The sequence below is a fragment of the Faecalibacterium sp. 9 genome (assembly GCF_048320955.1).
Taxonomy (GTDB): Bacteria; Bacillota; Clostridia; order Oscillospirales; family Ruminococcaceae; genus Faecalibacterium; species Faecalibacterium wellingii.
This window is the reverse complement of sequence record NZ_JBLWGB010000002.1, coordinates 1-26,308: the sequence shown is the minus strand read 5'-3', so window position 1 is coordinate 26,308 and position 26,308 is coordinate 1. Positions and strand designations below refer to the sequence as shown.

42 protein-coding genes and 2 tRNA genes are annotated in these 26,308 nt (G+C 57.9%); all 44 read left to right on the top strand.

Annotated features, from left to right (window positions below):
• Positions 1–77 precede the first annotated feature (77 nt).
• The gene (locus ACKXF9_RS08740) at positions 78–428 is read left to right on the top strand and encodes a hypothetical protein (protein ID WP_418265915.1); all 351 of its coding nucleotides are present in this window, start codon (positions 78–80) and stop codon (positions 426–428) included.
• Positions 429–514: 86 nt separating this feature from the next.
• Entirely contained in the window at positions 515–748 is a 234-nt protein-coding gene (locus ACKXF9_RS08735) for a helix-turn-helix domain-containing protein (protein WP_418265914.1), read from the top strand.
• A gap of 26 nt (positions 749–774) precedes the next feature.
• Entirely contained in the window at positions 775–1,062 is a 288-nt protein-coding gene (locus tag ACKXF9_RS08730) for a hypothetical protein (protein ID WP_418265913.1), read from the top strand.
• Positions 1,063–1,064: 2 nt separating this feature from the next.
• Positions 1,065–1,214: a hypothetical protein gene (locus ACKXF9_RS08725; protein ID WP_418265912.1), complete on the top strand. Its 150-nt coding sequence runs from the start codon at positions 1,065–1,067 to the stop codon at positions 1,212–1,214.
• The gene (locus ACKXF9_RS08720) at positions 1,204–2,127 is read left to right on the top strand and encodes a DUF1351 domain-containing protein (RefSeq protein WP_418265911.1); all 924 of its coding nucleotides are present in this window, start codon (positions 1,204–1,206) and stop codon (positions 2,125–2,127) included. The genes ACKXF9_RS08725 and ACKXF9_RS08720 overlap by 11 nt, the downstream gene beginning before the upstream one ends.
• A gap of 27 nt (positions 2,128–2,154) precedes the next feature.
• Positions 2,155–2,979: a phage recombination protein Bet gene (gene bet, locus ACKXF9_RS08715; protein WP_418265910.1), complete on the top strand. Its 825-nt coding sequence runs from the start codon at positions 2,155–2,157 to the stop codon at positions 2,977–2,979.
• The gene (locus ACKXF9_RS08710; protein WP_418265909.1) at positions 2,976–3,518 is read left to right on the top strand and encodes a hypothetical protein; all 543 of its coding nucleotides are present in this window, start codon (positions 2,976–2,978) and stop codon (positions 3,516–3,518) included. Before bet ends, ACKXF9_RS08710 begins: the two co-directional genes overlap by 4 nt.
• Before the next feature lie 29 nt (positions 3,519–3,547).
• Positions 3,548–4,372, top strand: coding sequence for a DUF6291 domain-containing protein (locus ACKXF9_RS08705; RefSeq protein ID WP_418265908.1), 825 nt, complete (start codon positions 3,548–3,550; stop codon positions 4,370–4,372).
• Entirely contained in the window at positions 4,369–4,944 is a 576-nt protein-coding gene (locus ACKXF9_RS08700; protein ID WP_418265907.1) for a hypothetical protein, read from the top strand. The genes ACKXF9_RS08705 and ACKXF9_RS08700 overlap by 4 nt, the downstream gene beginning before the upstream one ends.
• A complete protein-coding gene (locus ACKXF9_RS08695) occupies positions 4,937–5,134 on the top strand; it encodes a hypothetical protein (RefSeq protein WP_418265906.1) in 198 nt (65 codons plus the stop codon). The genes ACKXF9_RS08700 and ACKXF9_RS08695 overlap by 8 nt, the downstream gene beginning before the upstream one ends.
• A complete protein-coding gene (locus tag ACKXF9_RS08690; protein ID WP_418265905.1) occupies positions 5,124–5,408 on the top strand; it encodes a hypothetical protein in 285 nt (94 codons plus the stop codon). Before ACKXF9_RS08695 ends, ACKXF9_RS08690 begins: the two co-directional genes overlap by 11 nt.
• 28 nt (positions 5,409–5,436) lie before the next feature.
• Positions 5,437–7,938 (top strand): DNA methyltransferase, encoded by a 2,502-nt coding sequence (locus ACKXF9_RS08685; protein WP_418265904.1) that lies wholly within the window; start codon positions 5,437–5,439, stop codon positions 7,936–7,938.
• Between the two features lie 2 nt (positions 7,939–7,940).
• The gene (locus tag ACKXF9_RS08680) at positions 7,941–8,165 is read left to right on the top strand and encodes a hypothetical protein (protein WP_242915778.1); all 225 of its coding nucleotides are present in this window, start codon (positions 7,941–7,943) and stop codon (positions 8,163–8,165) included.
• The gene (locus tag ACKXF9_RS08675; protein ID WP_242915779.1) at positions 8,165–8,464 is read left to right on the top strand and encodes a hypothetical protein; all 300 of its coding nucleotides are present in this window, start codon (positions 8,165–8,167) and stop codon (positions 8,462–8,464) included. Before ACKXF9_RS08680 ends, ACKXF9_RS08675 begins: the two co-directional genes overlap by 1 nt.
• Positions 8,465–8,474: 10 nt before the next feature.
• Positions 8,475–8,642, top strand: coding sequence for a hypothetical protein (locus ACKXF9_RS08670; RefSeq protein WP_418265903.1), 168 nt, complete (start codon positions 8,475–8,477; stop codon positions 8,640–8,642).
• Positions 8,632–9,177: a Holliday junction resolvase RecU gene (locus ACKXF9_RS08665; protein WP_418265902.1), complete on the top strand. Its 546-nt coding sequence runs from the start codon at positions 8,632–8,634 to the stop codon at positions 9,175–9,177. Before ACKXF9_RS08670 ends, ACKXF9_RS08665 begins: the two co-directional genes overlap by 11 nt.
• Positions 9,164–9,508, top strand: coding sequence for a DUF7694 domain-containing protein (locus ACKXF9_RS08660; RefSeq protein ID WP_418265901.1), 345 nt, complete (start codon positions 9,164–9,166; stop codon positions 9,506–9,508). Before ACKXF9_RS08665 ends, ACKXF9_RS08660 begins: the two co-directional genes overlap by 14 nt.
• 16 nt (positions 9,509–9,524) lie before the next feature.
• Positions 9,525–9,767, top strand: coding sequence for a hypothetical protein (locus tag ACKXF9_RS08655; RefSeq protein WP_418265900.1), 243 nt, complete (start codon positions 9,525–9,527; stop codon positions 9,765–9,767).
• Between the two features lie 35 nt (positions 9,768–9,802).
• Complete coding sequence (locus tag ACKXF9_RS08650; protein WP_418265899.1) at positions 9,803–10,333, top strand: hypothetical protein; 531 nt, start codon at positions 9,803–9,805, stop codon at positions 10,331–10,333.
• 416 nt (positions 10,334–10,749) lie between these two features.
• Positions 10,750–10,885, top strand: a tRNA-OTHER gene (locus tag ACKXF9_RS08645).
• A gap of 154 nt (positions 10,886–11,039) precedes the next feature.
• The gene (locus ACKXF9_RS08640; RefSeq protein ID WP_418265898.1) at positions 11,040–11,573 is read left to right on the top strand and encodes a ParB N-terminal domain-containing protein; all 534 of its coding nucleotides are present in this window, start codon (positions 11,040–11,042) and stop codon (positions 11,571–11,573) included.
• A gap of 17 nt (positions 11,574–11,590) precedes the next feature.
• Positions 11,591–12,361, top strand: a complete 771-nt coding sequence (locus tag ACKXF9_RS08635; RefSeq protein WP_418265897.1) for a hypothetical protein — start codon at positions 11,591–11,593, stop codon at positions 12,359–12,361.
• Positions 12,348–12,815, top strand: a complete 468-nt coding sequence (locus tag ACKXF9_RS08630; protein WP_097775550.1) for a QueT transporter family protein — start codon at positions 12,348–12,350, stop codon at positions 12,813–12,815. The genes ACKXF9_RS08635 and ACKXF9_RS08630 overlap by 14 nt, the downstream gene beginning before the upstream one ends.
• Before the next feature lie 207 nt (positions 12,816–13,022).
• Positions 13,023–13,334 carry a hypothetical protein gene (locus ACKXF9_RS08625; RefSeq protein WP_418265896.1) on the top strand — a complete coding sequence of 104 codons (312 nt, stop codon included), beginning with the start codon at positions 13,023–13,025 and terminating at the stop codon, positions 13,332–13,334.
• A 29-nt stretch (positions 13,335–13,363) separates the two neighbouring features.
• Positions 13,364–14,605 (top strand): PBSX family phage terminase large subunit, encoded by a 1,242-nt coding sequence (locus ACKXF9_RS08620; RefSeq protein ID WP_418265895.1) that lies wholly within the window; start codon positions 13,364–13,366, stop codon positions 14,603–14,605.
• Positions 14,605–16,035: a capsid protein gene (locus ACKXF9_RS08615; RefSeq protein WP_418265894.1), complete on the top strand. Its 1,431-nt coding sequence runs from the start codon at positions 14,605–14,607 to the stop codon at positions 16,033–16,035. The genes ACKXF9_RS08620 and ACKXF9_RS08615 overlap by 1 nt, the downstream gene beginning before the upstream one ends.
• Positions 16,035–17,792, top strand: coding sequence for a phage minor capsid protein (locus ACKXF9_RS08610; RefSeq protein WP_418265893.1), 1,758 nt, complete (start codon positions 16,035–16,037; stop codon positions 17,790–17,792). Before ACKXF9_RS08615 ends, ACKXF9_RS08610 begins: the two co-directional genes overlap by 1 nt.
• Positions 17,785–17,973: a hypothetical protein gene (locus tag ACKXF9_RS08605; protein WP_418265892.1), complete on the top strand. Its 189-nt coding sequence runs from the start codon at positions 17,785–17,787 to the stop codon at positions 17,971–17,973. Before ACKXF9_RS08610 ends, ACKXF9_RS08605 begins: the two co-directional genes overlap by 8 nt.
• 60 nt (positions 17,974–18,033) lie before the next feature.
• Positions 18,034–18,183: a hypothetical protein gene (locus ACKXF9_RS08600; protein WP_154259740.1), complete on the top strand. Its 150-nt coding sequence runs from the start codon at positions 18,034–18,036 to the stop codon at positions 18,181–18,183.
• A 72-nt stretch (positions 18,184–18,255) separates the two neighbouring features.
• Positions 18,256–18,332: transfer RNA gene (locus ACKXF9_RS08595), tRNA-Lys, on the top strand.
• A 109-nt stretch (positions 18,333–18,441) separates the two neighbouring features.
• Entirely contained in the window at positions 18,442–18,996 is a 555-nt protein-coding gene (locus ACKXF9_RS08590; RefSeq protein ID WP_418265891.1) for a hypothetical protein, read from the top strand.
• Positions 18,986–19,924, top strand: a complete 939-nt coding sequence (locus ACKXF9_RS08585; protein ID WP_418265890.1) for a phage major capsid protein — start codon at positions 18,986–18,988, stop codon at positions 19,922–19,924. Before ACKXF9_RS08590 ends, ACKXF9_RS08585 begins: the two co-directional genes overlap by 11 nt.
• Positions 19,925–19,933: 9 nt before the next feature.
• Complete coding sequence (locus ACKXF9_RS08580) at positions 19,934–20,275, top strand: hypothetical protein (protein WP_418265889.1); 342 nt, start codon at positions 19,934–19,936, stop codon at positions 20,273–20,275.
• A 33-nt stretch (positions 20,276–20,308) separates the two neighbouring features.
• Positions 20,309–20,710, top strand: coding sequence for a hypothetical protein (locus ACKXF9_RS08575; protein WP_418265888.1), 402 nt, complete (start codon positions 20,309–20,311; stop codon positions 20,708–20,710).
• Between the two features lie 4 nt (positions 20,711–20,714).
• Complete coding sequence (locus tag ACKXF9_RS08570; protein ID WP_418265887.1) at positions 20,715–20,999, top strand: minor capsid protein; 285 nt, start codon at positions 20,715–20,717, stop codon at positions 20,997–20,999.
• An 87-nt stretch (positions 21,000–21,086) separates the two neighbouring features.
• The gene (locus ACKXF9_RS08565) at positions 21,087–21,548 is read left to right on the top strand and encodes a hypothetical protein (protein WP_418265886.1); all 462 of its coding nucleotides are present in this window, start codon (positions 21,087–21,089) and stop codon (positions 21,546–21,548) included.
• A 13-nt stretch (positions 21,549–21,561) separates the two neighbouring features.
• Positions 21,562–22,098: a phage tail tube protein gene (locus ACKXF9_RS08560; RefSeq protein WP_418265885.1), complete on the top strand. Its 537-nt coding sequence runs from the start codon at positions 21,562–21,564 to the stop codon at positions 22,096–22,098.
• A 122-nt stretch (positions 22,099–22,220) separates the two neighbouring features.
• Positions 22,221–22,889, top strand: coding sequence for a hypothetical protein (locus ACKXF9_RS08555; RefSeq protein WP_418265884.1), 669 nt, complete (start codon positions 22,221–22,223; stop codon positions 22,887–22,889).
• Between the two features lie 129 nt (positions 22,890–23,018).
• Positions 23,019–23,252 (top strand): Gp15 family bacteriophage protein, encoded by a 234-nt coding sequence (locus ACKXF9_RS08550; RefSeq protein WP_418265883.1) that lies wholly within the window; start codon positions 23,019–23,021, stop codon positions 23,250–23,252.
• A 353-nt stretch (positions 23,253–23,605) separates the two neighbouring features.
• On the top strand, positions 23,606–23,866 hold the full coding sequence (locus ACKXF9_RS08545; RefSeq protein ID WP_418265882.1) for a hypothetical protein: 261 nt from the start codon (positions 23,606–23,608) through the stop codon (positions 23,864–23,866).
• 183 nt (positions 23,867–24,049) lie between these two features.
• Complete coding sequence (locus ACKXF9_RS08540) at positions 24,050–24,361, top strand: phage tail tape measure protein (protein ID WP_418265881.1); 312 nt, start codon at positions 24,050–24,052, stop codon at positions 24,359–24,361.
• Between the two features lie 132 nt (positions 24,362–24,493).
• Complete coding sequence (locus ACKXF9_RS08535) at positions 24,494–24,736, top strand: hypothetical protein (protein ID WP_418265880.1); 243 nt, start codon at positions 24,494–24,496, stop codon at positions 24,734–24,736.
• Positions 24,657–24,992 (top strand): hypothetical protein, encoded by a 336-nt coding sequence (locus tag ACKXF9_RS08530; protein WP_418265879.1) that lies wholly within the window; start codon positions 24,657–24,659, stop codon positions 24,990–24,992. Before ACKXF9_RS08535 ends, ACKXF9_RS08530 begins: the two co-directional genes overlap by 80 nt.
• A 575-nt stretch (positions 24,993–25,567) precedes the next feature.
• Positions 25,568–26,308, top strand: a 741-nt coding sequence (locus ACKXF9_RS08525; RefSeq protein ID WP_418265878.1) for a hypothetical protein, incomplete at its 3' end; no start/stop codon positions are given.

Below are 26,308 nucleotides of genomic sequence, written 5' to 3'. Positions count from 1 at the left end.
CTATTTACAAACTAGCCAAAAGCTAGTATAATAACAAGCGTAGAGAATGACACTCCACAAAACAGGAGGAAAAGAAAATGAAGAAGTCCTACATCGTCGCAATCGACTACCGCGCAACCTACAAGCCCATGACCACCGATTACAAGGTTCTGGAAGCTGACAACCTGCTGGACGCAATGAGCGAGGCAGAGAGCTATCTTGACACCGAGAAGGTTTACCTGCTGAACATCATGCAGGCAGACAAGGCGGGCCACAAGGTCAAGGGACTGCCCGGCATCAGGGAGAACACCTACATCGATCAGATCACCAATCGCGGCAATGGCTGGCACCGCACAGATGCCGCCCACAGCGAAACTGCTTGGAGCCATACCATGTGGGTGGACGAAAGCAAGAACGTCCAGCACATCGACAGCAACGAAGTTGCTTGAAACCCGCCTGATGATGGCTGCCCGGCAGCAGCCGAAACACCCGAAAGGGTGTCGCGGGAGCCTACCGCAGGAAGGAGGCACAGAATGTGTCTGAATATTACAGCACCAAACAGGCAGCGGAAGCGCTCGGCGTATGCCGTCAAAGAGTGCTTCAGATGAGGCGAGAAGGCAAGTTGACCGCCTACTCGCACGGCGAGAAGGGCAGCAAGAGCAAGTTCTTTTTCCGCGTTGAAGATGTGGAGTTTTACAAGCTCCACAAGAACGATGCCAAGCCGCTGCCCCCGCTGCGCCCGGTCGGCGCAGAGAAGGACAGCGCGTAAGATATCAAGATGGGAGGACATGAAAGATGCGTAAGGTTGTGAAATTGGCGACTGCTGCGCTGGCTCTGGTCGGTGCATGGAAGGTCGCAAGCTGGATGTGCGAAGGAACTGTGTGGCTGCTGGTCAACCGCGGATCCTGGGAGCCGGAGGCGGCTGCAAAGTCGGCACCGTGGATCCTGCTCGCACTGGCAAGCGGGCTGGCGATGTCTCTGTACGGAATGTACGAGGACTGCCAGCGGTACAAGCGCAGCAGCCCTTATGGCCAAGTTCAGCACAGCGAGAGCCGGAACGACAGCAGCAGAAAGGCGGGCTGAGGATGAACCCGATGTATAATCTCGCGCTTGACGGCTACGGCCCGCCGCTGGAGCCGCCGGATGAGTACTACTTCCTGACGGATTCCCAGATGGCAGAGCTGGCCGAGCGGGAGGCTGAAGAAGAACAGGAGGATGAACAGCGTGGAAAATGAATTGACCGTCCGGGTGGAACGCCCGGTTATCCCGGCGATGCGCTGGAACAAGGACGAGGTCCAGAAGAACATCGACGAAAAGCTGGCGGCCTACACAGGCCGCGTCTACACCCCGGAGAGCATCAAAGGAGCAAAGGACGACCGAGCCAAAATCAACAACTGGGACAAGCAACTGGGCGCAGCGGTAACGGCTGCAAGGAAGCTCTATCTGAAGCCGCTGGAAGATTTTCAGGCCGACATTAAGGTGATGCGGGAGCAGTGCAAAAAGGTCTCCGGTGCAATCGACGAGCAGGTCAAGGCCGTCGAACAGGCCGAAAAAGATGAAAAGGCGTCCACGCTGAAGCTGGTCTACCGGGACTGCATTGGCGAGCTGGAACCCCTCATTCCTTTTGACCGGTTGCTGGACACCCGCTGGCTGAACAAGACCTTTGACCTCGCTGAAGCGAAAAAGACACTGTGCAAGGCCATTGAGGGCGTTCGCAGCGACCTCGACTTTATCCGCGAGAACTGCGGAGAGGACGTCGAACCCTGCACCACCGAATACCTGCGCAACCTGAGCGTGAACGAGGCTGTCCGCGAGCATACCCGCCGCGAGAAGTCCCGCGCAGCACAGAGAGATGCAGAGGCCGCCAGAGAAGCGGCAGAGCGGGCGCGGATGTCGGCTCCGGTAATCGTTCCCCCGACGGCTGAAGAACGCGAGATGCGGGCGCAAGCCGCCGCAGCAACGCAAGCCGCCGCATTCATCACGCCGGAGGGCCGTCTGGACATGGAGGCGATGCAGAGCTTCACCGCTGCGCAGGAGACTTCCTCCCGCAAGCGCTATTACTTCTGGGTCGAGTTCACCAAAGAAGACATTGCATGGTTCCGCAGCGCTGCCAAGGAACGCGGGTTCGATTTCGGCAGCATCAAATAATCTTCAACATTCTAGGAGGTAACAAAAATGGGTTTCACTTCACGCGCTGGCGCTGCTGCGCCGAATACCACTACCACAGTTCAGAGCCGCTCCTTCGCTGCTCAGGTCAAGCAGAGCGAAGCGATGCAGCCGGTCGCAGAATCCAAGCCGGTCGAAATCGAGAGCATGGACGGCCAGCACCTCACCGTCACCTTTGATGATGTGCGCGACTTCATCTGCAAGGAAGCTACCATTGCAGAGTGCCGTATCTTCTTGGAAACGTGCAAGCAGTACCACCTCAACCCTTTCACCAAGGAAGCCTACCTCATCCACTATGACAACAAGAACGGTGATACGGCCAGTACCATTGTTCTGGGCAAGACCTGCTACATGAAGATGGCAGAGGCGCACCCGCAGTATGATGGCTTTGAGGCTGGCGTGATTGTCTTTGTTCCTGAAGTTGGTGAGCTCATCCACCGCGAAGGATCCATCGTCTACGAGGACGAGAAGCTGGTCGGCGGCTGGGCTAAAGCCTACCGTAAGGACCGCAGCCGCCCCTTCTACGAGGAAGTGAAACTGAGCGAGTACGACACCAAGAAATCCCTGTGGGTAACGAAGCCTGCAACGATGATTCGTAAGGTAGCCCTTGTCCACGCGCTGCGCGAATCCTTCCCGGCCACGTTTGGCAGCCTCTACGATGAGAGCGAGGTTCCGGTAGCTGCAGAAGCATCCTACCGCGAGGTCGAGAACGAGCAGCCCGAAATCGGCGCTATGCAGCCCCGCAAGCTGAAGCCGAAAAAAGAGCAGCCCGAACCGTTTGCAGTTGAAACCACCGACACCAACGATGATCCGTTTGGCGGTGATGCAGAATGATTATTCAGACAAAGACCGGGACGAAGATCACAGGAACCCTCTCTCGCGACCCTAGTCTAAAGGAAACGAAGACCGGAAAGCCGTTCCTCAGCTTGAGCGTCAAGGCTCATAGTACAAAAGATGCCTCCGGCAACCGGAGCAATATGTTTGTCGAGTGCTGTATTTGGAGCGATCTCGACAAGTGGGACGGCCTCCTTCAGAAGGGCGATTTTGTCGAGATTTGCGGCGGCGAGCTGAAAAGCAATACCGGCGCGAACGGTACAACCTACTGGAACCTGCATAACGTCGAGGGCGTTGTCGTTGGTGGGCTTGTTGCTGCCCGATGGGTTCAGATGGCAATCGACATGATGCAGCCGACCGGACAGGCAGGAACCAATGACTTTGCACCGGTGGAGAACGACACACCCTTTGATACCGGCTCTCAGCCGCCGCAGAGCGCTTCCCTGCCGGAACCGGCAAAACAACCCGCCCCGGCGGCAGTGCCCGACTACAACGGCGATGACCGCCCGATCTCGGACACGGACGACTTGCCGTTCTGATTCACCGTTGAGAGAAAGGAGGTGAGCAGATGGCGGACGAAGCCGAGAATGCCCGCCCGAAAGGGTTGCTGATACCGTTCGACAAGCTCAAGCTCCTGAGCATTCTGGATGATAAGGCGTTCCGGGAAGTGTTCCTTGCAATGGCCGGGTATGTCCAGAGCGGCACAGAGCCGGATTTATCGGAGCCTATCGAACAGCTGGCCTTTGAATCTATGCGCCAGTTTCTGGACGAAAATGTAAAAACCTACCAACGTACTGTTGAAGCAAACCGTGAAAATGGCCGCAAAGGTGGTAGACCGAGAAAACCCGCAGAAACCGGTGGGTTATCGGAAAAACCCAAAAAAACCGATGGGTTTTTGGAGAAACCCATGGAAACCGAAGAAAACCCATCAAAACCCAAAGAAACCCATGAAAACCAAAGTGCAAAGTACAAAGTACAAAGTACAACTGATACTAAAGTATCAGATACTACTACTGTTGTTGTTACGCAGAGTTCGGCGGATGTAGACCTTGCAAGGATAGTCCAGCAGTATGAAGCAGTTATTGGAACTTTCCCGCGCTCTGCTCTGGATAAGCTGCAAGGCTGGCGAGAGGTATTCGGCACCGAGATGATTCTGTTGGCTATCAATAAGGCGGCAGAATCCGGGAAGCGCTCATGGAACTATATCAACGGGATCTTGTCGAACTGGCAGCATAGCGGAATACATACACCCGGAGATGCAGCCGCGAGCGACGAGAACCACAAGAGGCCGACCGGAAGAGGCAGCAGCCCACGGCAGCCGTCAGAAAGCACGAGAGACCAGCTTGCCCGCGTACTGGGCAACATGGACAAAGAAAGGGGTTTTGAGACATGACCAAGGAAGAGGTGGCGGAGCTGATTTTGAGGAACGCGACGCTTTACAAGCAGATGATGAAGCCACTGACCGACGAAGAGCTGGAAGATACGATCGACGAGTGGACATACCAGTTCAGGGACTACCCCGGCGAGGTCGTTAAGAAGGCGTATCTCGCGGCGCGCCGCGTCTGCGTCTACCCGATCTCGGTCGCGGATATCTTCAAGCAGCTTTCCAAGAGCCTTGACCCGGCGGCGGAGTGGGATGCTATAACGGAAGCTTCGCATAAGGCGCAAAGGTATCTGTACTGGCGCACATGCCCGATGGTCGTCGGAGTTGACGACAACGGGCGGCCTATCCGCAGCGACGGGCGCGAGGAGCTGAAAGAGCTGTTCGACAAGCTCCCGACGGCGGCGAAGGTCTACATCGGAAGCGTCGGCGGGCTGGAGGAGCTGGCCCGAACTCCCGATCTTACATACCGGCGCATTGAGTTCTTGAAACAGTCGCGGGAAGAGATCGAGACTGCGCCAAAGGAGGCCGCCCAGTTGCGCGGCGGCCCGGAACCGGTGAGACTGGAGGCCGCAAATGCCTAAGTTCAAGGTGTCCGTCGAATGCCATACACCCGGCAGGGATGAAATCCACTGCCTGAAGCTGGAGGCCGACGACGAGGGCGACGCAGCGATTCAGGGCATCTACCACGCCCGCGACCGCTGGCCAGATGCTTGGACTATCACGGTCCGCAAAATCCGCAAGGTGGAGGTGGCCCACTGCAATGGACGTTGAACAGCTTTCATTCTTCACCATGCTGGCCCCGGCGCTGCCCGCTGTGGCGGTCTGCTGTATGGACGGCGACCGGGCGGACGCTGCACCCGCCGAAAGCTGGATGCAGCGTCTTGTCCCCGGCGGCGAGTACGTTGTGCAGGTGGCAGGCCATCCTCTGGTGCTCAGACCGGCAGAGAGCACGGAAGAAACCATTCCGGACGGACACAGGTATTATCACTACACAATCGGGAACCGCCTGTTTTCGGGCGTTTTTGTGGGGAGAGCCAAAGCGTAACGGCTCGCAATATATGGGAGATGAAAACGTGACATACAAAGAATTTTTGGAGCGCAAAATCGACATTGCGCCCCTGTCAGGCATTGAGATTGACCCCGCAGAGGTCAACCCGGTGCTGAAAGATCACCAGCGCGTGAGCGTCCTGTGGGCGCTGCGCGGCGGTCGGCGCAGCATCTTTGCCCGCTTCGGTCTGGGCAAGACGGTCATGCAGCTGGAATGGTGCAGAATCCTTCAGAAGCACGAGGGAGGCCAGACACTCATTGTGATGCCGCTGAACGTAATGCCGGAGTTCCGGGCAGATGCGGTCAATCTGCTGGGAATGGAAGAACCGCCCTACTGCAAGACCATGGCCGAGGTGGAGGCCAGCACGGCCCCCATCATCCTGACCAACTACGAGAGGGTTCGCGATGGCGATATTGACCCGCACCGCTTCACGGCGGTCAGTCTGGACGAGGCTGCAACGCTGCGCAGCTTCGGCAGCAAGACCTACCAGAGCTTCATGCTCAAGTTCAAGGGCGTGAAATATAAGCTGACAAACACCGCGACCCCGGCCCCGAACCGGTTCAAAGAGCTGATTCACTATGCGGGCTTTCTGGAAGTGATGGACACCGGACAGGCGTTGACCCGCTTTTTCAAGAGGGACAGCACCAAGGCCAACAATCTGACCTTGTATCCTGGCCGCGAGCGCGAGTTCTGGATCTGGTGCGCCAGTTGGGGCCTTTTCCTGCAAAAGCCGAGCGACCTCGGATTCTCGGATGACGGCTATTCACTGCCGCCGATGGATATCCGATACCACAAGCTGAACAGCCTTGACCGGCCCGCCGAGTTTGAAGCGGACGGCCAGATGAAGCTCGGCCATGATGCCGCCATGGGCTTGTCGGATGCAGCCAAGGAGAAAAGGGACAGCATCGATATTCGCGCCGCCGAGGTAGCCCGCATCATTGCGGAGGCACCGCCGGACGAGCATTTTGTGGTCTGGCACGATTTGGAGGACGAGCGCAAGGCGCTCAAAAAGGCCGTGCCGGAGATGGTCGATATCTACGGCAGCATGGAGCTGGAAACCAGAGAGCAGCGGGTCATGGACTTCGCACAGGGCCGCACCCGCATCTTCGGAACCAAGAAAAGCCTGTCCGGTTCCGGCTGCAATTTCCAGCGCCATTGCCACCGCGCCATTTTCATGGGCATCGACTACGAGTTCAACGACTTCATTCAAGCCATTCACCGCATCTACCGTTTCCTGCAAAAGTCCCCGGTCATCATCGACATCCTGTACATGGACACGGAGACGGAGGTGCTGCTGGCGCTGCAACGCAAGTGGAGACAGTACGATGAACTGAGCGAGCAGATGGAGGAAATCATCAAAGAATACGGTCTCGGTAGCCTTGCGCTTGAGACCCTGAAGAGAACGATAGGATGTGAGAGAGTGGAAGTCAAGGGAAACAATTACACGGCCATCAACAACGACTGTGTGGAAGAAGTCCGGAACTGGCCAACGGACAGCATTGACCTGTATGTGACTAGTATCCCGTTCGGCAACCATTACGAATATTCGCCCTCGTACAATGACTTCGGCCATAACCCGGATGATGCAGAGTTCTTCCGTCAGATGGACTATCTGACCCCGGAACTGCTGCGCACCCTGAAGCCGGGTCGCGTGGCTGCAATCCATGTGAAAGATCGCGTGGAGTTCGCCAACGTCACCGGCCTTGCAGCGCCGACCATTGAGCCGTTTCACGCGGACTGTATCGCTCATTTCCGGAAGCATGGGTTCGCCTATTTCGGAATGATTACGGTTGTCACGGACGTTGTCCGGGAGAATAACCAGACCTACCGTCTGGGATGGACGGAGCAGTGCAAGGACGGCACGAAGATGGGTGTTGGCTGCCCAGAATACATCCTGCTGTTCCGCAAGCTGCCCACCGATTGCAGCCGTGGATATGCCGATACGCCGGTGAAGAAGTCCAAAGAGGAATACACCCGCGCCCAGTGGCAAATTGACGCTCACGCATTCTGGCGCAGCAGCGGCGACCGGCCTTTCACCCGCGAGGAACTGGAAAAAATCCCGACCTCCAAGCTGCAAAACGTATACCGCAAGTTCAGCCGGAACAGCGTCTACTCCTACGAGGAACACGTCAAGCTCGCGGAAAGTCTGGACAAGGATGGCCGTTTGCCGTCCACGTTCATGGTGGTCGCTCCCGGCTCGTGGGACATGACCGTCTGGGACGATATCAACCGGATGCGCACCCTAAACACCACCCAGAGCCAGCGGCGGCAGAACCTCCACGTTTGCCCGCTTCAGATCGACATCGTGCAGCGCCTGATTGAGCGGTACAGCAACGAGGGCGAGCTGGTAGCTGACCCCTTTGCGGGGCTGTTCACTGTGCCGTATGAGGCCGTGAAGATGAACCGCAGAGGCAAGGGCGTGGAGCTGAACCCGGATTATTTCCGTGACGGCGTGGGCTATCTGGAATCTGCGGATGCGGAAAAGGATGCACCCACTCTGTTTGACCTGTTGGAGAATGGAGCTTGAACATGAGCAATGACAACATGAGCCGGAACGCCGAGCACTACGCTGACCCGACCCCCGGCACCGCGATGCGGAACATCCGCAAGGAAGAATACCAGAAAGAGGCCGCCCGGCTGCTGCAAATCAGCATTCTGGTGCCGATGCTGCGTCAGATCGCAGAGTGGTCCGGCTTCGACATCATTGGCCGCATCCCGCTGCGGGACAGGGTTACCGGAAAGGAGTATCGGTAATGGACAACAAAATTCTGGAAGAGGCTCGCGATACCATGCTGACAGCCTGCGAGAAGCTGGGCTGTGCCGGTATCATCAGCAGTTGGACGCGCAGGGACGGCACGGTGGTCAGACTGTCGCTGAAAATCATGCCCCATAACGAGGACACCATTGCGGATGCCATCTGCGACATGGACGACGAGGAACTGGCCAAGCGCCTTATCCCCATTGTCGTGAACCAGATGTGCGCGGATGGGGTACCGACCGAGGAAGAGGCGCTGAAGTGGCTCCAGCAGCCTGCCAGCTGCCTGAAGGAGTAAGGAGGACAAGATGGCAGAGCATTACAAAATCGACTGTGACAAGGTCGAGGACAGAAAGGTGCTCGTTGTCGTGCTTGCCATGAACGGCTACACCGTGCGCATGGGCAAGGAGAAGCGCGGCGGCAAGTCCACCCTGACCTATTTCGTGGAGTATTGGAGGCAGGACAATGAAGGTTAAGACAGCAGCCAGCATTCGCCGCAGCTATATCGGCGATCGCAGCCGGGCAGAGGGCGCGGGCTTTGAGGCTATCATCAGCTCTGCTTGTGACTACTACCGCGCAATCGGGCGGGCTGACATCGAGAAAACCCCGGAGCCGATGAAGCCCCTCGGCGGCGCAGATCGTTCCGGCAGGTTCCTCGCCTGCTACACCAAGCAGGCACAGCCGGACTACAAGGGCGTTCTCTCAGGCGGCAGAGCTGTCGTTTTCGAGGCGAAACACACCGACACCGGTCGTTTGTTGTCCGACCGCGTATCAGCCGAGCAAGCCGCCTGTTTGCGCCGGATATCACGGCTGGGTGGTATCGCGTTCGTTCTGTGTTCATTCAATGGCCGGGAGTTCTACCGCATTCCGTGGCTGATCTGGGAAGACATGAAGAACGTGTTTGGCCGGAAGTACATAACCCCGGCAGATGTAGGAGCCTACCGCGTCCGGGTCGCAGCGCCGGGAGTGCTGCTGTTTTTGGAAGGAGTTGAAACGAATGCGCCCGATTGAAGAAATCAAGAAGAACCATCGCCTGATGATCGTGCGGGAGGGCTGGGACGGCTTCATGGCCTACCTCGTCCACCCACAGTATAAGCCGCAGACTGTGGGCATCGTTGCATCGTGGGGCGGCGGCTGGGAACACGTCAGCGTGAGCCTCCCGCGCCGCTGCCCGACGTGGGACGAGATGTGCCTTATCAAGGACATCTTCTGGGACGAGGAAGAATGCGTGGTGCAGTTCCACCCGCCGCGCAGCCAGTACGTTGACACCCATCCGTACTGCCTCCACCTGTGGAAGAAAATCGGCGAGACCTACGAGACCCCGCCGAAAGAATTTGTGTGACGAAAGGAGTTACCACATGAGCAAGAGAGAAAATAAGCGCATCCGACAGCTGGAACGCCGCGTGGCAGAGCTGGAAAAGAATATGCCCGCGCCCGACTGCCAGATTCGCGTTGACGCGGAGAGCTGCGTACCGGAAAAGCTGGCGCAGGACATCGCGGAGGCCATCGCAAAGTCCACCGGCAAGAACGTTCAGGTGCAGCCTGCACAGACCCGCAAGACCTTCAGCGACACGCTGCGGGAAATCTTTGGCGCAAAGTGACCGGCTCGCAGCCATGACCAGAAAGAGGGGTGTATATGGAGATTAGAGCATGGAGAGCACAGGACCCGGCAAGAGAGGCCGCGTTTATGGAGGTCAAGGATTGGTTCCGCAAGCTGCGCGATCTGGCCGAGGGCATGAACATCCAGCACGAAATGATGGCCAAGCAGCGTGACGCAGCAACCAGAGTGACCCAGAGCTTCAGCGGGATGCCCATGTCTGCCGGAAACGGTGACAAGATTCTGGATGCCGTCTGCAAGATGGACAGTGAGAACCGCGAACTGAGCCGCATGGAATCGGAGCTGGTCAAGCGCCGCATTGAGGCAATTTCCCGCGTGTTCTGCATCGTGAGCGCCGAAGATGACAGTACGCTGCGCATGGCCGATGCTGTGCGGGCCTACTACATCGAGTGCGAAACAACAGACAAGGACGGCTATTTCAAACTCAAAACCTACGATGACGTGGCTGCCGAACTGGGCATTTCTCGCTCTACAGTTTCGGACGCAATCCGGGAAGGGCTGCAAGCGCTGGCCGAAATTTGGCCATACATCAACAAGGATTGTGCATAATGAGCAATACGCGCAAAAATAACTCTCAAATTTTCTACATCACCCCGGACTGATATTGTTATGTCTCTGGACTTCCAACAGACTGGGAGGCATGATAGAATGACATAAGCGCAACCGCGCAATGCGGCACGGCGCTTGAAATCCTGCCGACCCCGTAAGCAGAAGTGGACACATGGCCTCATAAACCACCGGGAGCTGACCGCGTTACCCATACGCGGCACATTCCTTTCTTTTTCTCTCACACAGGCATCCTCCTAGACTTTCCGTCACCCCCCACGAGGGAGCGCGGATAGAAACAACACGCATTTCAGACGGAGGCCCCGGAACGCCAAAAGCGGGTTATGACGTTGGTCCCGCTGGTGTGTGTGTCCATTCCCCAAGCTGCGCCCGACCACCGCGGCGCGGGGATATTATATGCCGTTGTAGCTCAACGCAGAGCGCCGCTTTTGCAGGCGGGTCAACATTGATGATACATTCCATGACAGGCAACTGCGACCAATCACCGCAGCGGGCTGGCGCGGAATGGTGCCGGTTCGAATCCGGCCAACGGCTCTATATGCTGCCCTAGCGCAATTTGGAGCGCGTTCATGTGTGTAGACATGGAAGGTTCGATTCCGAAAGGCAGCACCGAAAAACAGAGGGCTGCCCCCATCGTGGGGCGACCCTCTGTTTCGTTTTACCCGCAAGCAAGGAGGACAATGGCAGAATGATTACGAAAGAATTGCTGAAACTGCCGGTGTCGGAGCTGGTTCCCTATGAGAACAATCCCCGCGTCATTTCCCCGGAAGCTGTGAACGCTTGTGCGGAAAGTATGCGGCAGTGTACCGCGCTGGACCCCATCGAGGTGGACGAGAACAACGTCATCCTCAGCGGACACACCCGCCGTCTGGCTCTGATGCAGCTCCATGTGGAAACCGCCGATGTGGTGCGCTACACCGGTCTGACCGAGGAGCAGAAACAGAAGTACCGCATCCTTGCCAACAAGACCGGCGAAATGACCGGCTGGGACTTTTCCAAGCTGGAACAGGAACTTGCCGAGGTTGATTTCGGAGATTTCGACTTCAATTTCGACAGCGAGGCCCCGGACGATATCTTTGACGATTCGACCGACCTTCGCAGCAGCTATGACGAGCCGCACGATGACAAGCTGATCTGCCCCTGCTGCGGCCACATCGACCTGAAAGCCAAGTTCAAAAAATTTGAAGGAGTCGCTGGAGATGAACAAAACGGTGAGGATTGAAAATATTTCTCAGCTCCTTGGAAAACAACAACGCTCGTCTGGATGAACTGGGGTCGATGCACTATAACCTGATGTCCTACTACTACATCCCGAAGAACCCCAAAAGAGCACTGGGCATCATCGAGCAGAGCGAGCGCATCATGATAGATTCCGGTGCGCACACCTTCCAGAAGGGCAAGACAAAACTCAACTGGGAAGAATACACGGAATCCTATGCGCGTTTCATTCGTGAAAATGACTGTAACAAAATCGTTGGTTACTTTGAGATGGACGTGGACAAGGTCATCGGCCTTGAGCGCGTCATAAAGCTGCGTAGACGGCTGGAACAGGAAACGGACAAGATTATTCCTGTCTGGCACAAAGGGCGCGGAATAGAAAACTTCTACCGGATGTGCGAAGAGTACAGCGGCAGGGTCATTGCAATTACTGGGTTCAAAAATGAGGACATCAAAGATGACCAGTATGCGCAATTCTTGAAGATAGCGTGGCAGCACAACTGCCGTGTTCACTGTCTGGGCATGACCCGGAAGGACATCTTGAAGAAGGTTCCCTTTGACTATGTGGATAGTTCCAGCTGGACGCAGGGCGTTCTATATGGCCGTTTGGGAAGCCGAAAGCTGAAAAACGAAGATACTGCCGAGAAGCGCACTATCATGCGGCAACGGCAGTGGGAAGCTGCATATAAGGAGGCAATGAAGATGCAGGAATACTACGAACGTTACTGGTTTACTGCAACCACCCGACTGAAAAATTCTCTGGGGGGGGGTACTGATTATGCTGCACAGTAAAATCAAGCCCCTTATCTATGCCGCCATGACTGCGGCCATCTATTATGTCCTGTGCGTGGCTATCGCGCCCCTGAGTTATGGACAGATTCAGTGCAGGATTTCCGAGGTTATCCTGCTGTTCTGTATGCACAACACGTTCGCAGTCTATGGTTACACCCTCGGATGCGCACTGGCAAACCTGACCTCCCCGCTGGGCATCCTTGATGTCATTGTCGGTTCTCTGGCAAATCTGATTGTCGGTTCCTTCGCTCGCAAGTGCGGCAAGGCGCTGCCGACTGTCCTGTTTGGCGCTGTGTTCAACGGTATCGTAGTAGGCGCAGAGCTGTCCATCGTGTACGGTTCTCCGTTCCTGCTGAATGCTGTGTGCGTGGCAGCGGGCGAGGCTGTTTCTCTTTTGGTGGGCGCTCTGCTGTACCATCTGGTGGGCAAGCGCCTTGAAAGCATTTGGAGGTGAGTTGCGATTGGCCGCAAAGGTAAGTTTGAGCAGTGGTTAGAGCCGGAAGGTCTGGCACTGCTTCGCGGATGGGCAAAAGACGGCCTGAAAGACAAGCAGATTGCCGAGAATATAGGCTGCTCAATATCGACCCTCTGCGAATGGAAAAACCGATTTCCTGAATTTTCGGAAGCACTAAAAAAGGGCCGGGACGTCGCTGACTACATCGTGGAGAATGAGCTGTTCCAGAGCTGCCAGACCCGCAAGATAACGGTCAAAAAGCCTGTCAAAGTCAAGACCGTAAAGGTAGACGGCAAGAAACGGTTGGAAAAAGAACACATCGAGTATGCAGAGGAAGAGGTCGTTGTACCGGCCAACACCACGGCACAGATCTTCTACCTGAAGAACCGGAAGCCGGACAAGTGGAAGGACAAGCCGGTGGAGAGTGCAGCCGAGGCTCAAAAGACCGAGATGCAGACCCTTGCCGACTTGCTGCAGCGGCCCGTTCCCAACCGCGATATCAAGGACTTTGAAGAATGAACATTCCAGCACCATTCTCTGAAAACCAGATGCGTTTCTTCTGGAACTGCTTCGACCACTGGTTCAACGTGGCAGAGGGCGGCAAACGTGGCGGCAAGAACGTTCTTATCACCATGGCCTACTGCACCATTCTGGAAAAGCATCCCAGCAGAATACACCTCATTGCAGGCGTATCCACTGCGACGGCCCGGCTGAACATTCTGGACTGTGACGGCTTCGGCCTGAAAAACTATTTTGAGGGCCGCTGCCGTGAGGGCACCTACCAGAACCGCGACTGTCTGTACATCCAGACTGCCACCGGCGAAAAAGTGGTGCTGGTGTCTGGTGGTGGCAAAGCCGGTGACGAAAAGCTGATCAAGGGCAACACCTACGGCACCGCGTACATCACCGAAGCCAATGAATGCAGCGAAACTTTCATCAAGGAAGTATTCGACCGTACCCTGTCCAGCCCGGACAGAAAGGTGTTTCACGACCTGAATCCCAAGGCGGAGGGGCACTGGTACTACGAAAACATCCTGAATCTGCACGAAAAGAAGCAGACGGAGAACCCAAAATACGGCTTTAACTACGGACATTTCACCATTGCCGATAATATGAGCATCTCGGACGAGCAGCTCCGGGCCGTGCTTGCAACCTACGACCGCAGCACAGTCTGGTATGCCCGTGATATCCTCGGTAAAAGGAAAGCTGCCGAGGGCCTTGTGTATCCCTTCTTCTCCGCCGGGCAGGACACCTACCTCTTTCACGGTGATGCTTCCCACATCGACGGGCAGTTTTACGTGTCCATCGACTACGGCACCCACAACCCCTGCAGCATGGGCCTGTGGGTCATTCATGATGGCAAGGCCCTGCGCATCAAGGAAAGCTATTTTGACAGCCGCGCCGAGCGTGTGCAGCGCACGGACGAAGAGCACTATGCCGAGCTGGAACGCCTGACCAAGGGCTATTACATTCAGGCGGTGGTGGTTGACCCGTCCGCTGCTTCCTTCATCGAGACCATCCGGCGGCACGGCAAGTATCTGGTTATCCCAGCTGATAACGACGTACTGAACGGCATCCGCTGCGTGGCATCCCTGATGCAGGCCGGGCTTGTGACTATCCACGAAAGCTGCACGGCATCCCGCCGGGAGTTCGGCCTGTACTCGTGGGATGACAAAGCCAAAGAGGACCGCGTCGTGAAGGAGAACGACCACGCCATGGACGACATCCGCTATTTCTGCTATACGATACTGGCCCCGCTGATCCGCTGGGCAGATTGGAGACGAAAGTAATGTTTGACAGACTGCTTTTCTGGCTGCGGGAGAAAGCGCGGCTGCTGTTCGGTGAAAATACCACCGTCAGCGTCAGCGTGTCCGACAGCATGGAGAATGCCATTGTCCTGTGGGCGCAGATGTACGACAGTGGCGGGCCGTGGTGTCATGGTGGAAAGAACCCCCTTCACAGTCTGGGTCTGCCCAAAAGCGTTGCATCGGAGCTGGCCCGTCTGACCACGCTGGAAATGGAATGTCTTGTTTCTGGCAGTGCCCGCGCCGACAGCATCAACACTATGCTGCAGCCTTTCATTGCAGATCTGCGCACCCCGGTGGAATACGGCTGTGCGCTGGGCGGCATCCTGTTCCGGCCCTTCCTCGATGCAGAGGGACGCATCCAGATCGATGCTGTGCAGGGGGATTGCTTCTGCCCTACCCGCTTTGACAGCTCTGGCCGCATGACCGGGGCTATTTTTTATGACCATCTGGTGCGCGGCAACCGCATTTACACTCGTCTTGAAGATCACGAGTTTTCCGGCAGCACGTACAGCATCACGGTCAAGGCATTCCGTTCCATGACCAGTGCAGACCTCGGCATTGAAGTCCCGCTGACCGATGTGCCGGAATGGGCCGCGATCTCCCCGCACACTGAGTTTTCCGGCGTAGACCGCCCGCTCTGGGGCTATTTCAGGGTATCTGGCGGCAACTCTTCCGACCGGCATTCTCCGCTGGGTGTGAGCGTCTATGCGGCGGCTGTCGAGACGATCCGGGACGTTGACGAGCAATATGGACGCCTGCTGTGGGAGTATGACGGCGGGCAGCTGGCCATTGACGTTGACCAGACCGCCCTGCGTACCGATGCCGACGGAAATGTTCATCTTCCGGAGCGGCTTGAGCGCCTTTACCGCAGCTGGCTGAACGGCAGCATCGGGGCCAATGGCCGGAACCTCTACGAAGCCTTTGCCCCTGCCCTGCGGGATGAAAGTTATCGTCGGGGGATGGATACCATGCTCAAGCGGGTGGAGTTCCAGTGCGGCCTTGCCTACGGCACCCTGTCCGACCCGCAGAACGTGGACAAGACCGCCGAGGAGATCAGGAGCAGCAAGCAGCGCAGCTACACTACCGTCAAGGACCTGCAGCGGGCGCTGGGCAATGCGCTGACCGATCTGGTATACTCCATCAGCAAGCTGCTGGATGCCCAGTGGAACAGCGGCGCAGCCGTTTCCCCGCCGGGCGACTGCAACGTGACCTTTGACTTTGACGATAGCATCATTTCTGACCCCAAGGAGCGCAAGCAGATGTACTGGGGCTACGTTACCGCAGGCAAGTTCCCCTTCTGGCGGTATCTGGTGGAGTTCGAGGGCTACAGCGAGGACGATGCCAAGGCCATTGCCGCCGAAGCGGTTGCTGAGAACCGCAGCCCTGAAGCCCTCACCTTCGGGGGTGCCTGATGCTGCCGCCGTCTTACCTCGACCAGATGCCGGACGCCTTTGTGCAGCTCTGGCAGCAGGTCGAGGACGAGATCTTACAGGACGTTGCCCGGCGCATCGGCAAGATGGACAAAGTGACCGCTACTGCTAACTGGCAGCTGTGGCGCTACCAGCAGACCGAGGCGCTGCGCAACGACGTGGTGAAGCTGCTGGCGAAGTACACCGGCAAGAGCGAAACGGCCATCCGCAGGCTGCTTTTGCAGGCCGCCACCGAAGCCATGGAGCGGGAGGACGCCATCTACTACCACTACGACATGGAGCCGACGCCCTTTGAAGAGAGCGCCGCCCTGAACAACCTGCTTGATGCCGGTGCCCGGCAGACCTGCGGCACATGGCAGAACCTCACCGCTACCACGGCAAACACCGTCACAGGGGCCTTTGAGCGCACGCTGGACGCTGCATGGCTCAAGGTGAGCACCGGTGCCTTCGACTACAAAACAGCCGTCAAACAGGCTGTGGACAGCCTTGCAGACGAGATGCCCATGGTCACCTATCCCAGCGGCCACAAGGACAGCATCGAGGTGGCCGCCCGCCGTGCCGTGCTCACCGGTGTGAACCAGACGACTGGCAAGCTGCAGGTGGCCCGCATGGACGAAATGGGCTGCGAATTTGTGGAGACGACAGCCCACGGCGGTGCCCGTCCTTCTCATGCAGAGTGGCAGGGCAGGCGCTTCCACCGGGGCGGCGCGGTGGACTACAAGGGCAGACACTACCCGGATTTTGAAGCCGCCACCGGCTACGGCACCGGCGCAGGCCTTTGCGGCTGGAACTGCCGCCACACCTTTTTCGCGGTGTTCCCGGAGCTGGGCGACCCGCCCCAATGGACACAGGAGCAGCTGCGGGAGCTGAACGCCCGGAACATCGAATGGAACGGCAAAAAGTACACCGCCTACGAGATATCCCAGATGCAGCGGACCCGGGAGCGGAACGTCCGCCGCTGGAAAAAGCGGTATCTGGCCGAGGACGCTGCCGGGCTGGACACCACCGACGCCGCCGTGCGCCTGAGAGCGGCCCGCCAAAGCCTTGCAGAGTTTGCACAGGCCACGGGTGGCCGTGTGGACAGCGCCCGTGTCAGCGTGCCGAAGTTCGGCAGGAGTGAAGCCAGCAGGGCGAATTGGGCGGCGAAGAAAAACTCCTCTGTTTATTCGAGCTTGAACATGGAGCCAAAACCTGTTACAATGCAGTCAATCGCAAATGTTAAGGCGTTCAGCTGTGACACACTGGATGCCGCCGGGCAGCAACAGCTGAAAAACGCCCACAAGCGCCTTCTCATGGTCGCTTCAAAGCAGCCGGAAAATGTTGAAGTGGGCAGGGTGTTCGACATCAAGATGAAGCCGCTGACGAAGGATATCATCGGGCCCGCTCGTGGCGGAAGCGTGAAACCTCCAAAAACAGCGGTTCCGCATATCTTCATTCACACCCATCCCGATTGCAGTATTTTTTCGCAGGGCGATTTGTACAACTTCGCACACGACGATTCTATAAAACTTCTGACCGCAGTTGGTCATAACGGGCACATTTACGCGATTGAGAAAACATCAGAGTATGATTCGAATACCATCAAGGCTATTTCTTCCCGGCTTTTCACAAAAGTAAATGCATTGAGTGACATTCCAAGGGAACAATTGCCTGACGAACAACTGCTTCAGGAAGCCGAATCCATAATTCGTGATTCAATCAAGGAGATGAAAAAATATGGCATCCGGTTCTATGAGTGATTATTTCACACCAGAAGTAATTAAAGAGCTTCAAGAAACATTGCTGAAACATCCGATTGACCACTCGTATGATGAAGAATGTGAAGCATACGACAATGATGTTCCGCCTGAGCAACTTGCATCGCGCTGTGCCTATGATGCATTGAAAGGGATTGGCAAGCTCCCGCCCGGCATCGAATAACCTTAACCACCATCCACCCGGACGGTGGTTTTCTTTTGCCAATTTTTCAGGAGGTACACTATGGTTACTACAGTTCTTATCACTCTGATGATCCTCGCGCTGCTGGAGATCGTTCTGCTGAACGGCGCCCGGCTGTTCTTCATGATTGCATCCGCCGTGCAGCAGGCGCAGGACGACAAATACACGCCGCACCCGCACCCCAAAAAGTAAGCTTTCATTCACGGAAATGCCCCATTTTAACCACTGTATGCCATCAAAAAGGCACAACAGTGGTTTTTTCATGCCGTTTTAGCTCATGTTGGAAGAGCACCGGACTTTTAATCCGGGTGTGGCGGGTTCAACTCCCGCAAGCGGCACCACAGCGGAAGGCGGCGCGTACCCCGTCTTGTCCCGTGCGGAATGAGAACCGCGATACAAAACAGCAGGGACTTATCCACCCAACAGACAAAAGAAAGGAGCACATCGCAAGTGAAACGCGAAGATGTGAGCAAGATCATTCCGGGTATCACCTCGGACCAGCTGGACAGCATCATGAACCTGCACGGCGCGGATATCACGGCCAAGGTGAACGAGATCACCACCCTCAAGGCCGAGAAAACCACCCTGACCGAACAGCTGTCCACTGCAAACAGCAAACTGGAAGGCTACGACCCCGAGTGGAAGGCCAAGGCCGAGCAGGCCAAGACCGATGCTGCGACTCAGGTCGCTGCCCTCGAAAAGGGCTACGCTCTGGAACGCAAGGCATCCGGCCTGAAATTTTCCAGCGAGAGCGCCCGCAAGGCGTTCCTTGCCGAGGCAAAGGCCCAGAATTTTGCTATGAAGGACGGCGAGATTCTGGGCTTTGATGATTATGTCAAGGCTTTCAAAGAGAGTAATCCAGCGCCATTCTGCCGGACGGCGGCATGGCACGTTTTTCCGCATCGGCGACCGGCGCACCCGGCCAGCCCGCAAACACACATGAGGCCGCAAATGCTGCATTCCGCGCAGCGTTCGGCCAGAAAGGTTGATTCTTATGGCTACTGATGCAATCGCTCGCAATAAGGCTGAGGCCCTGATCCGGGAGCAGCTGGTGAACACCATCCAGCAGGACGTGCCCAAAAGCTCCACCGTCATGCAGCTGGGCACCCGCCTTGCCAATATGACCTCTAACCAGACCAAGATCCCCGTGCTGTCCATGCTGCCGCTGGCTTACTGGGTCAACGGTGACACCGGCATGAAAAAGACCAGCAAGCAGGAATGGGACAACGTGTATATGACCGCTGCAGAGCTGGCCGTCATCGTTCCTGTGCCCGAGGCTGTGCTGGCAGATTCCAGCTTTGACATCATGGGCGAGGTACAGCCCCGCGTCCGGGAAGCCATGGGCGCAAAGATCGACAACGCCATCCTGTTCGGCGGCGAGCGTCCCACCGAGTGGACGACCGATGTTCTGACCCTTGCGGCCAAGAACAAAGTCACCGGCCCCATCGACTACGCAAAGCTGCTGGGCAAGGACGGTCTGTTCTCCAAGGTGGAGGCTGGCGGCTTCGGCGTGGACGCCGTGGTGGGCGACCTGACCGCCAAGGCAGAGCTGCGCGGCCTTGTGGATACCACTGGCCGTCCCCTGTTCCGTTCCGATATGCAGGGTGCCACCACCTACGCGCTGGACGGCGCACCGATGTACTTCCCGGATAACGGCGGCTTTGATGCTTCCAAGGCACAGCTGATCGCAGGCAACTTCAAGAAGCTGGTGTACTCCATCCGTCAGGACGTCACCGTGAAGCTGCTGGATCAGGGCGTTATTCAGGATCCTTCCACCAAGGAGATCGTTTACAACCTCGCCCAGCAGGATATGGTGGCCCTGCGTGTGGTCATGCGCATGGGCTGGGCACTGCCGAACCCTGCCACCCGTATGAACGCCGACCGCTCCAAAGTCCCCTTTGCGTTCCTGACCGCAGCTGCCGTCGCAGCATAAGGAGGCCCCATGCTCTACTGCACCTATGACCAGTACACGGCGGCGGGCGGCATGGTGCCAGAAACGGCGTTCGGTGTGCTGTGCAGCCGGGCTTCCCGCATGATCGATTCCGCCACCTTTGGCCGGGCCGAGAGCCACGCCGCCGGGTGCGAGGCCTGCCGGGAAGCATTGGCGGACGCCTGCGGGCAGATCGTCGGCCTGCTGGCCGCTGCATCTGCGGCGGGTGCTGTGCCGGGTGCTGCCAGCGTCTCCAACGACGGCTACAGCGTCACCTTTGGCAGCAATGCCAGTGTGACCGCCGCCGCCCGGCAGGAAGCCTATCGAGGTCTTCCGCACCGCGCTGGGCAATGACCCGCACGACCTGCTGTACAGGGGGATTTTGTGATGCAGACAGCCGTTACTGTGGTGAACCTCATCCACGATGTGACCACCGAGACAGACAGGCCGGTGTGCTGGGTGTTCCCCGGGTGCTGCTGGCGGGAATGCCGCTCCACCTCCGGCTCCGGCACCGCCAAAGACCCGGAGCGCACCACCCACATCCGCATCCCGGCCAGCGTGTGTACGGTGGGCTACCTGCCCTATGCCCAGTGGGCGGCGCTGTCTGCGGCGGAAAAGACCAAGCACTGGACCCTGAAACGCGGCTGGAAGCTGGTGCAGGGCGCGGTGCCTGCCTTGACCGCCGAAGAGTATGCCCGGCTTGAAAAAACGCACCTGTGCTGCACAGCGGCGGCTGTCTCGGACGACCGGGAGCCGCTGCTGCCCCACTGGCATGTGGAAGGGAGCTGATCGCATGAGCGCACCGGTTTTTGATTTCAAGGTGACGTTCCGGCCCGGCTTTCAGGCCGACATGGATGCACGGTTCGCAAAGCTGCAGTTTGCCTTTTCACAGAAAGTGGCGGCAACGGTAGACCCCTATGTGCCCTTTGACACCGGCACGCTGAAGAACAGCGTGAATCAGGCATCCGACTTCAAGGAAGGTCTGCTGGTGTACAATACGCCCTATGCCCGCAGGCAGTATTATCTGCATGAACAGGGCAAGGGTCTGCATGGTGAGAACGGCCTGCGCGGCTCCTGATCGGGGCCAGCGGGCCATTGCCGACCACAAGGACGAGCTGGAAAAGTTCGCCCATGATGCCGCAAAGCAGTTTCTGGGAGGGAACAAATGAGCGAAACCGTAAAGCCCACCATTGCCGCCCTGCGGGCATGGCTCAAGACCTGCCCGCTCGATCGCCGACGAGCAGGAAGCCACCGGCGCAGCATTCCGCATTGCCGGACTGGAAGAAAGAATCCACCGCCTTTTCCATCGAGGACAGCCCCGGTGATCTCCATCATCACCGAGCATTTCTCCGGCTGGGAAATGTCGAAGAATTACCTCTTCCTCAGCCGCCGGGAGTACAGCGAGGTGGATGCCGTCAGCATCCAGAACAGCGGCTTTTTTGAGCAGCTCACCGAGTGGGTCATGCGGCAGGACGCCCGGCACAACCTGCCCGACCTCTCGGCCTGCGGCGAGGGCAAGACCCCTACCGGCATTGCCGTGACAAACAGCGGCTACATCGTCACAAACAGCGCGGGCAGCTGTAAGATGCAGCTGCAAATGCGCCTGACCTACTACATGCCAAAATGAAAGGAGTTTTGATATGACCGTATCCGAAGCCATTACCAAGTCCGGCATCACGCCCAGCGCGTCGTATACCGGTATTGAGACGGCGAACGATTTTGTGCTGGCGTTCCAGATCGAGAGCACCCAGACCAAGGAAAGCCAGTGGATCGTCTGCGCCGACCACGTGAAGGAGCATTCCGGCTCCCTGAACGCCACCACCGAGGATGCCCAGTACATCCGCACCGGCAACGTCACCGAAAAGACCGGCACCCAGCGCACCCTTACCGTCAACGGCGACCGCTGCGTGGGCGATGCTTTTCAGAATTTTGTGCTGAGCCACAAGATCGTGTACGGTACCGGCAGCGATATCATCAGGCCGTACATCTATTTCAGCCTTCGCACCGGCAAGGGCGAGAAGGGCAGCGCTTCCATCATCGTCACCAGCGACGTGGGCGGTGCAGCCGGTTCCAAGGCCACCTTTGCCTGCGACGTGAAGGTCATCGGCACGCCGGAGGAGTTTGACTACAACCCCGCCACCCAGTCCGCTGAGCCTGCCAAGGCCGTCAAGGGCTGATTTTTTTCAAACACAGTCCCCGCTCCACACCGGAACGGGGATTTTTTATGCCGTGAACAAAGCTTATTCCTCCGGGGCAGAACCGGGGCACGGCCCAAGAAGAAGCCAAAACATGGTTATTTGTGGGACAGGAATTTGAATTTTCGGCGCTGAACGCCAACGACCTCGACCGTATGGACGCGGCACAGCAGCACATGCAGGCGGCTTCTGACCGCGAGAGCAAGCGCTCGCATACGGGCACCGCCGACATCCTGCGCGGCCAGTGCCGCCTTATGATGGGCTACTTCGACGAGCTGCTGGGCGAGGGTGCATCTGAACGTCTGGGTCTTGACGGAAAAACATTTGGTGCCTGTGTCCGTGTGACGAACGCCATCAAGGAAGCCATCGCCGCAGAACAGGCCACCGTAAAGCAGGCGGCTGCAATGCCCATGAACCGCGAGCAGCGGCGCGCAGCGGCAAAGCAGCAGCAGCGCAAGCAGAAACCCGCGTCCCGCAGCGAGGGTTTCCACCCGCAGGTGGCAAGCCGCCCGGCGCAGCAGCCTATCACCCAGACCAACACTTTCTGGCCGGACACGGAAGCCGAGACCCGCCGCAAGACCGACCAGCTGAATCGATGCCCGGCAGGCTGTGAATGCCCTGCGGGACGACCCCGATGCCATGCAGCAGCTGGCAGAGTACGCTCTGCAGCTGGCATCCGAGCGCCATGTCTGACCTGCTGCTGGACGAGTTGCCCACCCGGTGGCACGGACACGAGATCATCCCGGATTTCCGGCCCATGGTCTGGCTGGTGAACGCCTATGTGCGCGGCCAGACAGGAGATGACCCCCTCGGTTTTGCGGTCAGCGCCCTCTGGCGTTTTTACAAAGACCCACACTGTTTTCTGAACGACCCTCAGAAGATTGATCGACGCCTACGGGTACATGATCGAGTTTTATAAGGCGGGCGAAAAAGCAGCCGAAAGCGCCGCAGCTGAAAGCAGTACCGCGCCCTCTTCCGGTCTTGCCTTCGACTACCAGTGTGATGCCGGTTACATCGTGGCGGCGTTCCAGCAGGCCTACGGCATCGACCTGACCCGGGAGCGGGTGCAACTGGTTCCGGTTCCGGGCGCTGTTCGCGGCCCTGCCGGAGGAGACCCTCATGGCCAAGAGTCATGAGCTGGCGCACCATGGACCTGTCCGAGTACGAGGGCAGCGTGCGTGCCCACTGATGCCGACTTGCAGGAGCGCTTTGCCCTCGCCTGCTGAAGCTGAAGAGGGGGTGCCGCCCGTGTCGTGTCCGTCGAAGAGCATGATGCTGCGTTCCTTGCGCGGTTCCGGCACTAGCCGCGCCCCGGTGCCCTGCCCATACTGCGGGCGGGCGCTGCCGGTGTGGGCAGAAAATGCCGCATCCGCCCATGGCCTGTGGGTAAAATGCAAAAATCCCGCCTGTAAGCGGGAGGTAAAGATCAAGTTATAACAGCCTGTGCCCTTGTGCCCGCGCTCTTTTGGAATGGAGAGAGGTGGACACAGTGGCATTTGATTTTGACGTTACCGGCAACACCAAACTGGATACCAGCGGTTTTACCAATGGCATTTCCAGCATGACGGTGGCTGCTGGTAATCGATTTGCTGACTTTGTAAAATCGGCCAGCAGCAAAATGGCCGAGCTGGTGACTTCCTCGGTCGATATTGGTTTCTATATCGTTCAGACATGCCCTTGCCAAGGTCGGCACCATCGCCGACACGAGCAAGCAGTCTCCGTGGGCGAACTGAACGTAGCAGGTTCCTGATACATCCGGCAGCATGGGCGTTGCCGCTGCAGACATTGCCGAAGCAGCCTGATCAGGCCATCAGTGCCGGACAGGATACGGCAAACGCCGTAGCTTTCGCCGGACAGGCTTCCAAGCTGGTCTGCTGCTGGCTTCATCTTCCAGCAAGTCCCCGGGCAGTCGATATCCTGACCACCGCGCTGAATGCCTACGGACTCAGTGCAGACCAGGCCATCCACGTATACGGATGTGCTGCTGACCACCCAGAATCTGGGCAAAACCAGCGTGGATGAGCTTTCGTCCAGCATCGGCAAGGTCATTCCTCTGGCTGCAGCGTATGGCGTGACCGTCGAAAATCTGTCCAGTGGTCTGGCCGTCATGACCGCAAATGGTATTGCCACGGCAGAAGCCACCACCTACACCAAGTCCATGTCTTCAACGAACTTGGCGATGCCGGTTCTACTGTCGGCAAAATTTTGCAGAAACGGATACCGGCACAGAGCTTCGCTCAGCTGAATGCTCGTAGGGCAGAGAGCCTAGGCGATGTTCTGCAGATTTCGTAATCAAGAGCGTCGGCGGCGGCAGCGGCGCTGCCTTTGCAGGTCTGCTGGCTCGAGTGCGGAAGCAGGCACCGGTGCATCGTCGACTATGGCAACCGGCGGCGCGGCCAAACATTTCAACGATGCGCTCAGCCAGATGCAGAACAGCGCAGGCGCTACCGAGACCGCCGACCAGACCATGACCGACACCTTTCAGCACAAGGCGGAGACCATGCAGACCAGCGCTGCCCAGAACTTCGGCATCACCCTGTATGGCCGCTGGAATCCTCTCTGCAGCCGATGCCACTCAGTGGGGCAACTGCCTCACCCAGCTGACCACCGCCCTGTCTGATGGCGGACCCGAAGCCATGCTTCAGGCCCGCAGGCCAGATTCTCTCGATCTGGCGGCAGGCATTACCGAGCAGCTGCCCGGCCTGATGAACACCGGCGTGGAGACGATCACCCAGCTGGCTGAGGACATCGTGGAAGGACACCGGCCACGCCGGACACGGCCGCTGAAGTGCCGCGCGCTGGCACAGGGCCTCGTCGACAACATCCCGGACCCTGACCGCCAGCGCCGCCCAGACGATCGCCGGATTTATCGGTGACCCCGGTGACCACACAGACGCAATGATGATCCGCCGGCCTGCAGACGATCGACATAGTCGATCATTGAAATCACCGACACTTGGGACTCGAATCGAGTCCGGCAGGCGCGGCGATTGCCAAGTTTGCCGCCACTTCCAGCTGCCGAAGAACTTCGAGTGCGGCGCGGCCATGCTCTACCACCCTTGTGGAACTGATCCTCTACAGCATTGAAAAAATCTGGCCGAAGCCGCCCTTGCTGGCGCGGCAAAGCTGGTGGGCGTCTGGGACGGGAACACCTACGAGCGGGGCGATATCGGAGAAATATCGTTCAGGGCATCATCAACGGCATCGCGTCGATGTGGAACCGGCTGACCTCGTGGGTCAGCGGCCTGATTGCAAATCTGGTGGGCACGGCCAGCAATGCCGCCGTCAACGGCATCACCCAGAGCACCTCTGGCTCTACCTCTTCCGGCTCGACGAGCGCCGGGACGGTAACCGCGACCAGCGGATGCCGATGCGCTGCTGGGGAAAGGCATCAGCAATAAGAGCTGGATTAACGTCAGGAAGAAGCGCGCAGGCGGAGGAGACGGATAATTTGATTACTCAGTCGGCAAACAACGCCGCTGCTGCCATCGACAAGTCCGGCAAAAAAGCATCGAAAAGCGCCAAAAAATCCACCGCCGAAGTGGTCAAGTCCATCTCGGACACCACGACCGAAATCGACGGCAAGACGACCCGCACCACCGAAAACATCACCGAAACGCTCTCCAACGGCAAGACACAGCAAAAGCAGGTCATCACCGAGACTTCCCGGCAGATGGTGGACGGCGTGCTGAAAGATGTCAAGACCATCACGGAAGTGGCGGCAAACGGCACCAAGACCGTCAAGCAGACCATGGAGACAGTGCGGGAGACCGCCAAGACGGTCACCTCCACCTTCGAGACGCTGGCAGACGGGGTCAAGACCACCACCCAGACCATCACCGAGACACTGACCGACGGCACCGAGACCCAGAAGCAGGTCATCACCGAGACCTACGACGACGTGGTGGACGGTGCCCTCGTGACCATCGAGCGGGTCAAGACCATCGCCGCAGACGGCACCGTGCATGTGGCCGAGCAGATCAAAAAGTCCAGCGCAGACACCTTTGACGGCCTGTGGAAGGAGCTGCAGGACAGCGCCAACACCGGCGTGCTGGGCACCTTCGATGACCTGTACACCGCCGTCAAGAATCAGGACTGGCTCTCCGTCGGCAAGTGGGTCGCAAGCACCATTTACAGCGGCCTGACCGCCGACCAGAAGCAGCAGGTGCAGTCCTTCGCCCTCGGCATCGTG